Below are 13,428 nucleotides of genomic sequence, written 5' to 3'. Positions count from 1 at the left end.
GTTATGATTATTGTAAAAATACGCTTAAATTATGAGTTGTGAAGAAGAAAATATGCTATTATAAATGAAAGAAATGCAATTGTCCTTAATGGGCGGATTTGACGAAAAGCCAAGTGCTAATGTAGGAGGTTGAATCATGCAGGATAAAGAGCCAATTCAATTAGATCATCGAATTCATCTTATTGACGGGTTTGATTTGAGTGTCTCACAAAGAACGGGAGCTTATGTTATTAATGAAGATGAATTAACCATCGTGGAAACCGGGCCAAGTCCATCGGTTAAACATGTCAAAAAAGGTCTTGATTTTTTAGGATTTTCCCTGGACCAGGTCAAGTATATTATCGTAACACATGTCCATCTTGACCATGCCGGGGGTGCGGGGCTTTTACTGAGGGATTGCCCGAATGCTTCCGTAGTTGTTCATCCAAGAGGAGAAAGGCATTTGATAAACCCAAAAAAACTGGCAGCTGGTGCGAGAGCAGTATACGGTGAAAGTTTTCAGGAATTGTTTGAACCAATCGTGCCTGTACCTGAAGATCGATTGATTGTTAAAGGAGAAGGGGACACACTTAAAATAGGGCCTGAATGTACCTTGGAATTTCTGGACACTCCTGGGCATGCCAAGCATCATTTTAGTATTTATGATCCAGTAAGCAATGGCATATTTACTGGAGATACAGTTGGTGTCCGCTATGATCAGCTGATTCATGAGGGTGTTGATTTATTTTTACCTTCTACATCTCCAAACCATTTTGATCCAAATACCATGCAATCCTCAATCGACCGAATTGCTGGAATGAATGTTGACCGGATCTATTATGGACATTTTGGAATGACAGAAAATACAGATTCAGCATTACAGGGAGTATCTGACTGGCTTGATGTGTACATGGAAGAGGGCGAACAGGTTATTGCTGAAGGGCAGGGCTATGATGAACTTGCAAAGCGATTACTAGGGAGGATTCAATCCCATCTCCGGCAATCAGGTGTGCAGGATGATCATGAAATCTATATCATCATAAATCTGGACATGCAAGTCTGTGCACTGGGAATCATTGATTATTTTCAAACATTGAAGCAATAAATGAAAAAAAGCATCCGTCTTTTTTCGGATGCTTATTTTTTCAGCCATTGCTCAACAATGCTGCCAACTTCAGCTTCTTTAGCTGTCTGTCTTAAATAATCCAGGTCCATAATCTCCTCATCAGATCTATGAATCTGAAACATTCGCTCCGCCCATTCATAATCATCTGTCCATTCGGGGTTGTCCGGGTGTGAAACAACAGCAGATTCTAAACGATGGATGATGATATCTTCTACTCCCACTACAAAGATATACCGGCCATTCTCTAATTCCATTTTAAAAACCTTCTCTAAGCTTCCTTCTAAAAAGTTATCTGGTATTTCAATGGATATTTCCAGTTCCTTGTGATACCAGCTTCGGCCCTCTTTTACAAAATCCAGTTCCTTCGTTAACAATACATCGAATTTATCCCGTCCATCTGTAATTAGATCAATATCATAAGTCGTGTAATTATTTCGGGTGTATATTTCTACCGAGAGCCCGCCAACAATAATAGGTTTTATATTTTCTAATTCAAAATAAGCCGTAAGTAATGCAGAAGCCTGCAGCATTCTTTCATGTTTGGAAAATTGTAATAGGTTTTTAAACTCGTTCTTCAATTCATTCAGCTGGATCATAATACATCTTTCGCTTTCCTATCATTTTCATTTTACCTTCCCTTTTTGCACGCTCTACACTTTCCTTGGTGATCTGTGTTAATGCAATTCGTTCATCCAATGACCTTGACCGTTTTCGTCTGACACGGGGACTCCCTTTACGGTTACATTGTAGATTTGCATTCACTTCTTGGCGTCTTGAATTGATGTTCTCATCAATTTGCGTCATTTTAATGAAACGCATAAATCACACCACCCTCGGGATTTATTTATCTTCATTTTAGCAGATAGGCAAATATAAAACCATTTCGGCAGTATAAGTCAGCTTAGGCAAGGGCAATTGCCTGGCGAGTTGAACTTCCTAATATCATTATTATATCCACAATCTTGAAATTTGCTACATGCCTTGTCAATTGATAATCAAAAAGCCAGGCACACTGCCTGACTTTAGATATCATATAAAATAATTCTAATTTATTATTGATCCTCTTCTGTCTTCATAAACGTTAAGATTAGGAAAAACACGAAGCTTAATAATAATATGGTTCCTCCAACAATAAAGAATACTGTAGTAAATGTATCATTAAGATCAAACGGGCGAACGTAGTACAACCACATGCCACTCGTTAATCCAATGGTTCCAATGATTGCGGACCATACATGTAAAGCTGCAAGGATTTTATTTGCAGGGGTGAAAACCTTGTAGAAGACAGCCCAGGCAAATAATGACAACCAGCCGACAACAAGAATATGTGCATGAACCGTTTTGAATTCCAGTCCGCCTGCACCTGCCATATGTGAGCCGATGAATGCTCCTATTGCAGCGAAAATTGCTGAAAATCGAAGCAATGTTTTACTATATTTATTCAACTCGAATCTCTCCTTCCATCATCAGTAGTATAGATTAGCAATATGAACAGAATATGAATAACGGATTACAATTTAACGAAGCGGCTTCAACTCCAGCATCACCGGGCAATGGTCACTTCCCATGACCTGTGAATGGATCTGTGAGTCAATAAGGGAATCTGTCAATCTTTCTGAAACGATGAAATAATCAATTCTCCATCCGACATTCCTTTCCCGAATTGTTTTCATGTAAGACCACCATGTGTAGAGTCCGTCTGTGTCAGGATAGAAATAACGTAAGCTGTCGACGAATCCGGAACTCAATATGCGGGTCATTTTGCCACGTTCTTCTTTGGTAAAACCTGAATTACCATGATTGGTCTTATCATTACGTAAATCAATCTCATTGTGGGCCACATTTAAATCACCGCAATAGATGACCGGTTTCTTTGCATCGAGTATTTTCAAATAGTTGTATAATTCATCTTCCCACTCCAGCCGATATTCAAGTCTTGTCAGATCTCTTTTGGAATTTGGTGTATAGACATTAACTAAATAGAAATCTTCAAATTCCAACGTTAAGATACGGCCCTCTTCTTCTGTATCCTCTTTTCCAACACCATAGCTAACACTTAGTGGTTTTTTCTTTGTAAAGACTGCTGTACCGGAATACCCTTTTCTTATTGCGTAATTCCAGTATTGATAATAACCTTCGAGATCCAGCTCAATTTGTCCCTCCTGGAGTTTTGTTTCCTGCAAGCAGAAGATATCTGCATCCACTTCTTTAAAATAATCCAGAAATCCTTTACGAACACAAGCCCGTATTCCATTTACATTCCAAGATACCAGTTTCATAACTACAAACGTACTCCTTCTATTTGTGATCAATTGTTTTTCCATTTTAGCATACTTAGTAACAGGGAACCCCGTTTTATGTCGCGTCATTTTTTAAGAAATGGTATTGACATGCAGTCTGTATTAACCGTATAATACACCAAGAAGACGTATTAAGTGATTAATACACGTTTTTTTGAGTGTAGTGTATTAATGGGTTAGTACATTAAACCATATACATCTGAGAAAAATTTAGGAGCTGTTGCTATGAATGTGAAATTTAATAATCGTGATCCTGTGTATGTACAGGTTGTTCGGCATTTTAAAGAACAAATTGCAACAGGCATGCTGGAACCGGGAGAGGAGATTCCTTCACGACGGGAATTGGCCAATCGTTTAAAAATCAACCCAAACACAGCACAACGGGCATATAAGGAAATGGAGGAAGCAGGCTTGATTTATACAGAACGAAATTTGCCAAGTAAAATCACTACAGATGAAAAAGTTCTCGGGTCTGTCAGGGAAGAGCTTATTTTAGAAGCGGTGAATTCTTTCATAGCCTCTATTCATCCGATTAATGTTCCACTTGACGAAGTAATAGATTTGCTAAGGAAAAAATACGAAGGTGAAGCAAATGAAATAGGGAGGGAGAAGCATGATTGAGGTTAACGATATAAAGAAAAAATATGGACGTAAGAAAGTGTTGGATGGAGTTACCTTCAATGCAGAAAAAGGTGAAATTACATGTCTGATTGGAATAAATGGCGTCGGTAAAACGACTGTTCTGAATGCGATTATGAATCTGACACCAATGAACAGTGGTCAAATTTTAATGGATGGTGAAAAAATTAAGAAAGAAAGCTATGAAAAAATCACGTTTATTCCGGATGCCATCACCATGCTGCCACAGATGAAAATTGCTGATGTGATGCAATTCATGCAGGATTTCTATGATAATTGGAATCAGAAACGAGCTGCAGAGCTGCTTGGATTTTTCAGACTGAAAGAGGATGAACGAATTTCCGAACTATCCAAAGGGAATACCGCAAAAGTAAATTTGCTTCTTGGATTGGGGTTAGATGTGGACTACTTATTAATGGATGAGCCATTTTCCGGAATTGATATTTTCAGCAGGGAACAAATTGCTGATGTATTTACCAGCCACTTGGTGGAAGATCGTGGTGTGATTATCACAACTCATGAAATCAGTGATATAGAACATTTAATTGATAAAGTGGTGTTGCTTGATAACGGGAAAGTCTTAAAGGAATTTAATTCAGAGGAAGTTCGTGAAACAGAAGGGAAATCCGTTGTGGATGTGATGAGAGAGGTGTATCAGGGATGAATCGTTATTTGAAACTGGTTAATTTCGAATTGGGCCGTTTTATGAAGATCTATCTCGTACTGATTGGGATCACTATCGTTTCGCAAATTGCAGGTGTTATTGTCACGTCAAATAATTATGTAAGTGAGGCCAATAAAGCGGTTTACGAAAATTTAATACCAATAGAGCAATTTTTGGAAAGGACAGGAACCATGAGCATGTTACAGGTCATACAAAGTATGTGGTTTATGGGACCGATTGCTCTATGTATTGCCGCATTGATTTTTTATTGCTTTTTTATCTGGTACCGTGACTGGTTTGGAAAAAACACATTTATCTACCGTTTGCTGATGCTTCCGACAGCGCGCCTGAATGTTTTTCTGGCAAAGGCGACGGCAATCTTTCTACTGGTGCTAGGTTTGGTTGCATTGCAGCTTTTACTTCTCCCTGTGGAGAGTACCATTCTTAAATGGATGGTGCCATTGGATTTCAGAACAGATATGGTGGTAGGGGAGATGGTTAATAACTCTGTTAATGGTATTTTGCAAGTCCTTCTTCCGCAAAGCTTCATCCAATTTATGATTAATTATGGAATTGGTTTTATGGCGGTATTTATCTTATTTACGGCTATTCTTTTTGAAAGGAGTTTTCGCTGGAAAGGTATTTTGCTAGGGGCAGTATATAGCGTCATAGCATTAAGTATTTTTCTATTGCCTATTCTGCTGGAGGTGTTCTTCGGGTTTGATTACTTGTACCCTTTTGAAATGCTTGTGATTCAAGGTATCCTGGGGATTCTAGTTGCGTTAGCATCTATTTGGATGAGTCGTTTTCTATTGAATAAGAAAATAACTGTGTAGGAGGGAAGATAAGTGAAACGTTATTGGAAAGGAATTTTTATTACCGCAATCGTCGTACTTACCATTGGGACATATTATATTCAATCAGCTATTGCTGAAAATAAAAATCCGGAGTTTGTGATGAGCACAACAGCTGGAAATGAAGCTGAAGTAAAAGACCTTATTTTTAATGCGTCCTACCATGAAAATAGGAAGAGGGATAGCCTATGGATTTCCGCGGAAGGTACAATGTACTCCCAGGAGTTATCCTATATCGACCGTCTAGGGGGAAGGCATACAGATCCACAGATTGTACATCTTCAGGAAGAATACAGAAATTTCATGCGTGGTAAACCAGCTGATCCTTCAAAATTTTATGAGGATGAGCGCATGCTCCTGTATGTCGAAGAAAATACTGACTCCCTCTATTCAAGCGATGGCATCTCCCTGCGTTTGGAAATTTTAGATAAAAGTTCGAACGATACCAAAACGATGACAATTAAGGTTCCAGATACAACCGACGATAATTTCCTGAATGTAGAGGATGTTCAGATGGTCAATGGGGAAATAAATGTTATTACCCGTAACTTTCTCCAAATGCGTCAAACAGGTTTTGGTACATCAGAGGAACTACATGTATACCAAATCGATGTAGGCGTCCAGGAAGTAGTCTATGATGAGACTATCCGGTTAGACAATGAGTCATCCGAGTCAGTCAGGTTTTACAGTGAATATATAAGTGATGCGAATTTAGGGTCAACGGAATATGCTGTATTCAAAGTGGATAGAGAGGAACTTCAGCAAAAAAATGGGGAGTATTATCAAGAAAAAACGGGGACGGAACTGATTGCATATAATCTAAAAACGAATGAACAAGAAAAACTTGAACTGCCGGAAAAGGTAGAGAAAGCCATCGATACAGATTCTCTAAGTAACAGTATGGGAGGATTACATTTGGGAATTAAAGATGGCAAAATGTATCTGGCCGATCGATACAAAGATCACGATAAACAAGCGAACATTCTAGTAGTTGATGTAGAAACTGGAGAGACCCTCTATGAAGGCTCGTTTGAAATGAAGCATCCAGAGGAAAATCAGGATAATTATCATTTATCCATTAATGAGTTAATTATAGAGGGTGAGAAAAGTTGATAACTGTTAAAGAGGTTAGCCATGATTTTATCTTAGGGAAGAAAAAACAGCAATCACGCTTATCTGTCTTAAAAGATATTTCCTTTGAAGTGAAGAAAGGGGAGATAGTTGCAGTTGTTGGAAAGAGTGGCTCCGGGAAGTCTACGTTATTAAATCTGATTAGCGGTTTTATTCATCCGACTGATGGAGAGATTTGGATAGACGATCAGAAAGTGACAGAATTTACCGAAGCGGAATTTGCGGACTTCCGGTTAAAACAAATGGGATTTATCTTTCAAAACTTTCAATTGATCCCCAGTATGACGGCTTTTCAGAATATAGAACTCCCATTAACCTTGAGTGGGGAGGATATTTCAGATAGAAAACAATTAACATGGGAAATGCTTGAAAAAGTAGGCTTGAAAGATTACAAGGATCATTACCCTAGTGAATTATCTGGTGGTCAGCAGCAGCGGGTGAGTATTGCAAGGGCACTGGTACTAAATTCACCGCTAATTATGGCTGATGAACCCACCGGAAGTTTGGACAGCGAAACAGAAGCGGACCTGCTTAAACTTATTCAGCAGCTGAATAGGGAGATGGGTGTTACATTCTTAATGATTACACATGATGAGGAAGTTGCTGGGATCGGCAACCGGGTCATTACAATAAGTGATGGCAGTTTAATAGAAGATGGTGCTATCGTATGAAACGCAGAGATCAATTCCGATTTGTAAGGCAGAACATTAAAAAAATAAGGTTAGAACATTTATGACCATTTTGGCAACAGCAATGGGATGTGCGTTTCTTATTGTTTTGGCATCTATAGGTTTCGGCCTTCAACAGACTGTTGTTGAGGATACCTTGGAACAACAGATTGTTACCGAAATTGATGTTCACGGCATCGAAGAAGAGAACGGCAATTATAGTCCATTAACGATGGAGGATATTACGTATATAGAGGAAATAGAGGAGGTACAAGCTGTAACTAGAAGAAATCAACTCCGGCAAACTCCAACATACTCCATCGATAATTATCAGGCTGATGCAGGAACGACGGCTACCTATTTTCCAGCCGAAATACAATCTGGTCTTGAATTGGAAGATGGAAGATTTCCACAAGAGCCGAAAGAAATCGTACTAGGCTACCATTTTTCAAAAGTTCTCATTTCAGATGCAGCCGGGGAAGATGCATACGATAAGGAAGGCAGGATAAAGGAAGAATATCTTTACGAGGAAGACCTAATTGGAAAAACACTGGATATGACGGTCCGTAAACATGAAGAAGGAGAGGAAATGACAGAGACCATTCCGGTAAAAGTAGTCGGTATTCTGAAAGAACCAAAAAGAGAGTGGATGCAGGATTCTAATGTTTATATTTCAGAGACATTGCTTACTGAAATTGAGGCATTTACAGACACTCCAAAAGGAATGCCGGAGACCATGGAAGAAGCGGAAACAGCTGAAACTTCCAAAATGATTGACGAAGTAACTGTTTTTGCAACCAATTTAGAGGCTGTAGAAGGAATTTCCGAGCAGTTAGATCAAGCGAACTATTCCACTTACTCGGTTGTCAGTGAGATGAATCAGATTAACATGCTGTTCACCATTGCAAAGGCGGGCTTGATTTTGGTTGGAACAATCGCTATCATCATCGCATCAATCGGCATATATAATACAATGACGATGGCTGTGACGGAGCGCGCCCCAGATATAGGGATCATGAAAGCCATTGGAGCAAATCCAAAAACAATCCAAAAGATTTTTCTATTGGAAAGCAGTTTTATTGGAATCATTGGTGCAGTTATCGGAACAGCAGTTGCTTATATCGTCAGTTTTTTCGTGAATTTAGGACTTCCTTTCATTATTGAAACCGCCTTTGGAGAAGAATTGCCTGAAGGATTACAATTCTCAGCTATTCCAGGAACATTAATATTGATTGCTGTTGGGATTTGTTTAGCTGTTACCATTCTATCCGGTATTCGCCCAGCCAAGCGCGCAACGCAAATCGATGTATTAAAAGCAATGAGGCGTGAAGTTTAAAGCGGAGGATTCGTATGAAGGAAAATTCAGCAGCAACAATGTAGTGAAATTACTTAGCTACATTAAATGAAAGCTAAGACTGGGTAAAACCTGCACCGCATGGCCGTTTGAATCAAATTCAGAGAAAGCAGGGGAAATGGGGGGATTTTGTAAAATCTGGTGAAAAGATGAAAAGACAGCGACTTCTCCCTTATATCTTTTGTATGACCTTGGGAATGAGCCGGTTGCCGAGAGCAGGTGAATTCAGTAAGGATATATTAGTCGCTTATAAAGAATTTCTTGTAGTTTATTTATGAAAATGTGGTTGAATCAATTATGATCCGACCACATTTTCATATATTTTATTAATTTTTTCATCCAAAAGCTCCATATGGACGATTCGCGCTTCACGGACATATTCTTTTCCATCCACAAAAAGCAATAAAACAGGCACGGTAAAAATAGAAAAACGACCGGCAATTTCTTCTACTTCGGATGCATCTACAGAACCGAGTTTTATTTTAGGGTAATTTTCCATTAATTCCTGAATTTGCGGCTTCAGTCCATGACAGACACTGCAATTTGGACGGGAAATATATAGAAATGATAAAGGATGCTCTTGTATAAATTGATCTGTCAATTCGATATTGGTCAGTTCTTCAAAATCTCTCATGTTTATCCTCCCATCCGAATGGCTTTGTTTCTATTATAACAGTTACACAGGATTTGATATATGTTTACAGAAAGACAAAAGAGGTAAAAGTACGTAAAACAGGGAAATTGAGGTGAATGATATGAGTAAAGATGAAAAGAAGTCACCGAATAAAAACAATGAAAATCTTGAAAAAAGAAGTAGTCTGGATAAGTTTGAGGAACAGAAAATGGTTGATGATATTCCGATGGAGGACTTGAAAATAGAGATGAAAGATGAAAAGAAAAAATTTAAATCAAAGAATTCCTCAGAAAGTGAACGGAAGCATAAAACAAATAACGAGGAATAAGAATCCACTCAAATAAAGAAAATCCTATGCAAGCAAATGGCTGCATAGGATTTTTTAAAAGATAAGAAATCAACATGGCGGCTAAGAACATGCCACCATCATCTTATGAAAACAGCTAATTTAACCAGAAGGCTGTCCTCTAAAAGCTTGGGACCGATTACTCGTCCCATCAAAAGACTCGTTACTTTGACACAAAAGATATAAAAGACGAAGTAACTTGAAATTATGGTTGGTGCGATTACTCGCTACGGAAATACACTACGCTTTCCGCGGGTGACCCGTGAGCCTCCTCGAACTCCGTTCTGCGGGGTCTCACTCTGGCCACTGTTCCCGCAGGAGGCTCCGTGTATTTCCTTCGCTGATATGTGCATGGCAACTTCATCTAAACACTTAAAATTGCTTAATTATATAATAAACATAGTAATGCACTTTTAAAATAGTTGATTGGAGCGGAGGACCGTTGACTCCTACGGGAAAAGCAACAGCTGAAGATCCCGCAGGAAGTGGTTTTTGCTTCCGAGGAAGCTGAAGCGTTGCCCTAAGGTGCGCAACGGTCCGCAGCGGAAATCGACATAGCAGTTACGTCGTCTTATATATCAAATGCGACGTTAAAGGGCAACAAAATTTACGAAAAGAGCCAAGCGGAAAAAGGCATAATCTTGTTTCATAGTGGTTATATTGAATAGCTTTTCCCGTTCTAATAACAGTTGTTTTCATACAAAAATATAAATTTTGGTAGCATATCAATTCCTTGTCAGTAATCGCCTCGGCCAGCTCCAACTCCTACCCCGCCTGAGGTCAAAAGCTGCGAACTCCCGCATGAGCTAGAACGCGCATGCCCGAGTTCTTGCTTTCGGCCCACAGGACGTGGGTCAGTTCGACGCTGCCACGGATGTGGCGCTTTTAGTCGAGCTTCCTCTTGCCTTAGGGTGATCAAGGCGCCCCGAGCATTTGTTCGCGTTAATTTTTGACTGTATATAGTAAATCATACAAAATAAGCATGTTAATTTCATAAAAATGACTAATAATTAGTAAATTGCGCTCTTCCTATATTTTAGATATAATAATCTTTATGTATATTTAGGAGGATTAACTGCAATTATGAATACTGAAAATTTAGGTAAAAAGAAGAAATTCGAATTTCCGCATGTATTTGTTATATTGTTTGGCATTATTATAGTCGCAGCAATTGCTACATATTTTATTCCTGCAGGGGAGTATGATAGAGAAGTAAATGAAGGTGGTACAGAAACGGTAGTCGAAGGAACGTATACTGCTGTAGAGAAAACGCCACTTGGATTTTTTGATATATTTCAGTCCGTTCATGCTGGAATGGTTGAAGGTGCGGGTATCATATTCTTCATCTTTATTGTTGGTGGTGCTTTCGGAATTTTAAATGCAACGGGTGCTCTGACAAGTGCGTTTGGAACCTTATCAAAGAAATTGGCTGGTAAAGAATTGCTTTTAATTCCGATAACGATGACCGCTTTTGCTTTAGGTGGGGCAACTTTCGGTATGGCAGAGGAAACCATTCCATTCGTATTAATATTAATACCTATCGCGATGATGCTTGGTTTTGACTCCATCGTAGGGACGGCAATGGTGCTTGTCGGAGTTTATGCAGGTTTCACAGCTGCTTTTATGAATCCATTTACTGTAGGGGTAGCGCAGGGAATTGCTGGAGTGCCAACGTTCTCAGGAATGGGAGCGAGGGTTGTGTTTTTTGCTATTTTTCTGGCTGTAAGTATTGTGTATGTGATGCTTTATGCAAGACGAATAAAAAAAGATCCTGAAAAAAGTATAGTTTATTTCGATGATCAAAAGAGGGATGCTAAGCATAACTTATCTGACCAGCCAGCTATGACAAAAAGGCAGGTCATTATTATCGGTGTATTAATTTTAACGGTAATTGGTCTTGCTTTAGGTGTAACCATTGAAGGTTGGTATATGAGAGAAATCGCTGGTCTCTTCTTATTGATGGGGATTGTGGTCGGTTTTATTGCTAAAATGAGCGTGAATGAAATAGCCTCGTCTTTCCTTAAGGGATGTGAGGAGCTTGTACTTGGAGCGCTTGTCGTTGGTTTTGCCTACGGAATTGTTTTCGTGCTGGAAGAAACAAATACCATTGATACTATTTTATATGGAATTACTACTGTGGTTTCCGGGTTACCAGCAAGTTTGACAGCTATGGGCATGTATGGAACCCAAGGCCTATTAAATTTTGTAGTGCCATCCGGAAGTGGACAGGCTGCTTTAAGCATGCCAATTATGGCTCCGCTTGGTGATTTGGTAGGGGTCGAGAGACAGACGGCTGTTTTAGCCTTCCAATTCGGTGATGGTATATCAAATATTCTAACCCCGACTGGCAGTGTACTAATGGCATGTTTGGCTCTTGCTAAAATATCATGGCTTAAGTGGATTAAATGGGTTTGGCCATTGATTTTAATCTGGTATGCACTTGGAGCAATCTTTGTAACGATTGCACATATGTTTATTTGGTAACAACTGGGAGGCAAGAATGATGGAAAATCTTTTTAATAAACTTGAGGGAATTTATCCGGAATTAGTAGAATTACGCAGAGATCTTCATATGTATCCGGAACTTTCCCACCAGGAAGTGAAAACCCCTGAGAAAATAGCTGCATTTTTAACAGATCTGGGGATCGAAGTAAAAACAGGTGTAGGCGGTAGGGGTGTAGTAGGAACACTTAAAGGTGGAAAACCGGGCAGAACGGTAGCTTTGCGAGCTGACTTTGACGCCCTTCCAATTCAGGAAGAGAATGATGTAGACTATAAATCTCGTGTACCTGATGTCATGCATGCATGTGGACATGATGTACATACCGCAACACTTCTGGGTGTTGCGAAAGTTTTGAGTGAAGTAAGAGAGGAAATCCCGGGTACTGTTGTGTTTGTGCATCAATTTGGTGAAGAAGCAACTCCAGGCGGGGCAAAACCAATGATTGATGAAGGATGCCTGGATGGTGTCGATGTCATCTATGGAGCACATGTAATGTCAACAGAGGAATTCGGGACAGTTACAGCAAAAGCGGGATATGCTTCTTCTGCACAGGATGATTTTTTTATTAAAATACATGGAAAAGGTGGCCATGGATCTGAGCCGCATCTTACGGTTGATCCATTAGTGACAGGCAGTCAGTTAGTGGTAAACCTCCAGCAGATTGTCAGCCGTAGAGTGGATCCACAAAGTTCGGCAGCAGTGACAGTTGGTTCTTTTGTCAGTGGGGACGCGACAAATGTTATCCCCGATACTGCCACGATTAAGGGAACGGTTCGCACCTTTGATGAACAGTCCAGGGCAGTCATTGAGAAATCGATGGAACAGATTGTAAGGTCTACCTGTGAAGCCGCCGGAGCAGACGTTGATTTTGATTATATTAAAGACTGTCCCTCCATTTGGAATGATCCTGAGGAAACAAAAATCGTTCAGGATAAAGCAGCCGCAATCTTTGGAGAAGATAACCTGGATAGAAAAAGTCCAATGAACGGAAGTGAGGACTTTTCCTTCTATCAAAAGGAAATACCTGGAGTGTACTTTAATGTAGGTGGAGGCAACTCGGAGATTAATGCAATCTATCCACATCATCATCCAAAGTTTAAGGTTGACGAGCGGGCGATGATTAATATTGGGAAGATGTTTCTAAAGATTATAATGGATTAGAGATCATTATTTTCAAAAGAATGAAGAACAATTACAAAGAGAAAAAACAGCGAAGAATTATGAATTCAT

The 13,428-nt window shown here is 39.5% G+C and carries 15 protein-coding genes; 10 read left to right on the top strand and 5 right to left on the bottom strand.

Annotation, left to right across the window (positions count from 1 at the left end; translation table 11 throughout):
- Window positions 1–136 precede the first annotated feature (136 nt).
- Window positions 137–1,084, top strand: a complete 948-nt coding sequence (locus ACZ427_RS15425; RefSeq protein ID WP_461176972.1) for an MBL fold metallo-hydrolase — start codon at window positions 137–139, stop codon at window positions 1,082–1,084.
- A gap of 32 nt (window positions 1,085–1,116) precedes the next feature.
- Here the strand turns inward: ACZ427_RS15425 and ACZ427_RS15420 are convergent, their stop codons facing one another.
- The 4 genes from ACZ427_RS15420 to ACZ427_RS15405 form a co-directional block, all read right to left on the bottom strand.
- A complete protein-coding gene (locus ACZ427_RS15420; protein ID WP_464883455.1) occupies window positions 1,117–1,683 on the bottom strand; it encodes a hypothetical protein in 567 nt (188 codons plus the stop codon).
- Between the two features lies 1 nt (window position 1,684).
- Window positions 1,685–1,924, bottom strand: a complete 240-nt coding sequence (locus ACZ427_RS15415; protein WP_461176970.1) for a hypothetical protein — start codon at window positions 1,922–1,924, stop codon at window positions 1,685–1,687.
- Window positions 1,925–2,157: 233 nt separating this feature from the next.
- Entirely contained in the window at window positions 2,158–2,550 is a 393-nt protein-coding gene (locus ACZ427_RS15410) for a hypothetical protein (protein WP_461176969.1), read from the bottom strand.
- Between the two features lie 72 nt (window positions 2,551–2,622).
- A complete protein-coding gene (locus ACZ427_RS15405) occupies window positions 2,623–3,384 on the bottom strand; it encodes an exodeoxyribonuclease III (RefSeq protein WP_461177067.1) in 762 nt (253 codons plus the stop codon).
- A 246-nt stretch (window positions 3,385–3,630) separates the two neighbouring features.
- Between ACZ427_RS15405 and ACZ427_RS15400 the strand changes: the two genes are divergently transcribed.
- From ACZ427_RS15400 to ACZ427_RS15375, 6 genes are all read left to right on the top strand, one after another.
- Entirely contained in the window at window positions 3,631–4,026 is a 396-nt protein-coding gene (locus ACZ427_RS15400; RefSeq protein ID WP_461176968.1) for a GntR family transcriptional regulator, read from the top strand.
- Window positions 4,019–4,708: an ATP-binding cassette domain-containing protein gene (locus tag ACZ427_RS15395; RefSeq protein WP_461176967.1), complete on the top strand. Its 690-nt coding sequence runs from the start codon at window positions 4,019–4,021 to the stop codon at window positions 4,706–4,708. The genes ACZ427_RS15400 and ACZ427_RS15395 overlap by 8 nt, the downstream gene beginning before the upstream one ends.
- Entirely contained in the window at window positions 4,705–5,544 is an 840-nt protein-coding gene (locus ACZ427_RS15390; protein WP_461176966.1) for a hypothetical protein, read from the top strand. The genes ACZ427_RS15395 and ACZ427_RS15390 overlap by 4 nt, the downstream gene beginning before the upstream one ends.
- A 12-nt stretch (window positions 5,545–5,556) precedes the next feature.
- Window positions 5,557–6,675 carry a hypothetical protein gene (locus ACZ427_RS15385; protein ID WP_461176965.1) on the top strand — a complete coding sequence of 373 codons (1,119 nt, stop codon included), beginning with the start codon at window positions 5,557–5,559 and terminating at the stop codon, window positions 6,673–6,675.
- Entirely contained in the window at window positions 6,672–7,364 is a 693-nt protein-coding gene (locus ACZ427_RS15380; RefSeq protein WP_461176964.1) for an ABC transporter ATP-binding protein, read from the top strand. The genes ACZ427_RS15385 and ACZ427_RS15380 overlap by 4 nt, the downstream gene beginning before the upstream one ends.
- A 61-nt stretch (window positions 7,365–7,425) precedes the next feature.
- Complete coding sequence (locus tag ACZ427_RS15375) at window positions 7,426–8,697, top strand: ABC transporter permease (protein ID WP_461176963.1); 1,272 nt, start codon at window positions 7,426–7,428, stop codon at window positions 8,695–8,697.
- A 313-nt stretch (window positions 8,698–9,010) separates the two neighbouring features.
- On the opposite strand, the gene ACZ427_RS15370 is transcribed toward ACZ427_RS15375, so the two are convergent.
- Window positions 9,011–9,349 carry a thioredoxin family protein gene (locus ACZ427_RS15370; protein ID WP_461176962.1) on the bottom strand — a complete coding sequence of 113 codons (339 nt, stop codon included), beginning with the start codon at window positions 9,347–9,349 and terminating at the stop codon, window positions 9,011–9,013.
- A gap of 121 nt (window positions 9,350–9,470) precedes the next feature.
- Here ACZ427_RS15370 and ACZ427_RS15365 point away from each other — a divergent pair, with 121 nt between their 5' ends.
- The 3 genes from ACZ427_RS15365 (at window position 9,471) to ACZ427_RS15355 (ending at window position 13,359) form a co-directional block, all read left to right on the top strand.
- Window positions 9,471–9,677 carry a hypothetical protein gene (locus ACZ427_RS15365; RefSeq protein ID WP_461176961.1) on the top strand — a complete coding sequence of 69 codons (207 nt, stop codon included), beginning with the start codon at window positions 9,471–9,473 and terminating at the stop codon, window positions 9,675–9,677.
- Between the two features lie 1,101 nt (window positions 9,678–10,778).
- Window positions 10,779–12,179 carry a YfcC family protein gene (locus ACZ427_RS15360; protein ID WP_461176960.1) on the top strand — a complete coding sequence of 467 codons (1,401 nt, stop codon included), beginning with the start codon at window positions 10,779–10,781 and terminating at the stop codon, window positions 12,177–12,179.
- A gap of 16 nt (window positions 12,180–12,195) precedes the next feature.
- Entirely contained in the window at window positions 12,196–13,359 is a 1,164-nt protein-coding gene (locus ACZ427_RS15355) for a M20 metallopeptidase family protein (RefSeq protein WP_461176959.1), read from the top strand.
- Window positions 13,360–13,428: the final 69 nt, after the last annotated feature.

It is taken from the genome of Virgibacillus ainsalahensis (assembly GCF_055380755.1).
The sequence above is the reverse complement of the archived record's forward strand: the minus strand, read 5'-3'. Positions and strand labels throughout refer to the sequence as shown.

Bases quoted from the DNA above. Each gene is read 5' to 3' on its own strand.
- ACZ427_RS15355 (WP_461176959.1), top strand. From the start codon at position 12,196: ATGATGGAAAATCTTTTTAATAAACTTGAGGGAATTTATCCGGAATTA.
- ACZ427_RS15405 (WP_461177067.1), bottom strand. From the start codon at position 3,384: ATGAAACTGGTATCTTGGAATGTAAATGGAATACGGGCTTGTGTTCGT.
- ACZ427_RS15395 (WP_461176967.1), top strand. From the start codon at position 4,019: ATGATTGAGGTTAACGATATAAAGAAAAAATATGGACGTAAGAAAGTG.
- ACZ427_RS15390 (WP_461176966.1), top strand. From the start codon at position 4,705: ATGAATCGTTATTTGAAACTGGTTAATTTCGAATTGGGCCGTTTTATG.
- ACZ427_RS15370 (WP_461176962.1), bottom strand. From the start codon at position 9,349: ATGAGAGATTTTGAAGAACTGACCAATATCGAATTGACAGATCAATTT.
- ACZ427_RS15400 (WP_461176968.1), top strand. From the start codon at position 3,631: ATGAATGTGAAATTTAATAATCGTGATCCTGTGTATGTACAGGTTGTT.
- ACZ427_RS15425 (WP_461176972.1), top strand. From the start codon at position 137: ATGCAGGATAAAGAGCCAATTCAATTAGATCATCGAATTCATCTTATT.
- ACZ427_RS15375 (WP_461176963.1), top strand. From the start codon at position 7,426: ATGACCATTTTGGCAACAGCAATGGGATGTGCGTTTCTTATTGTTTTG.
- ACZ427_RS15365 (WP_461176961.1), top strand. From the start codon at position 9,471: ATGAGTAAAGATGAAAAGAAGTCACCGAATAAAAACAATGAAAATCTT.
- ACZ427_RS15415 (WP_461176970.1), bottom strand. From the start codon at position 1,924: ATGCGTTTCATTAAAATGACGCAAATTGATGAGAACATCAATTCAAGA.
- ACZ427_RS15360 (WP_461176960.1), top strand. From the start codon at position 10,779: ATGAATACTGAAAATTTAGGTAAAAAGAAGAAATTCGAATTTCCGCAT.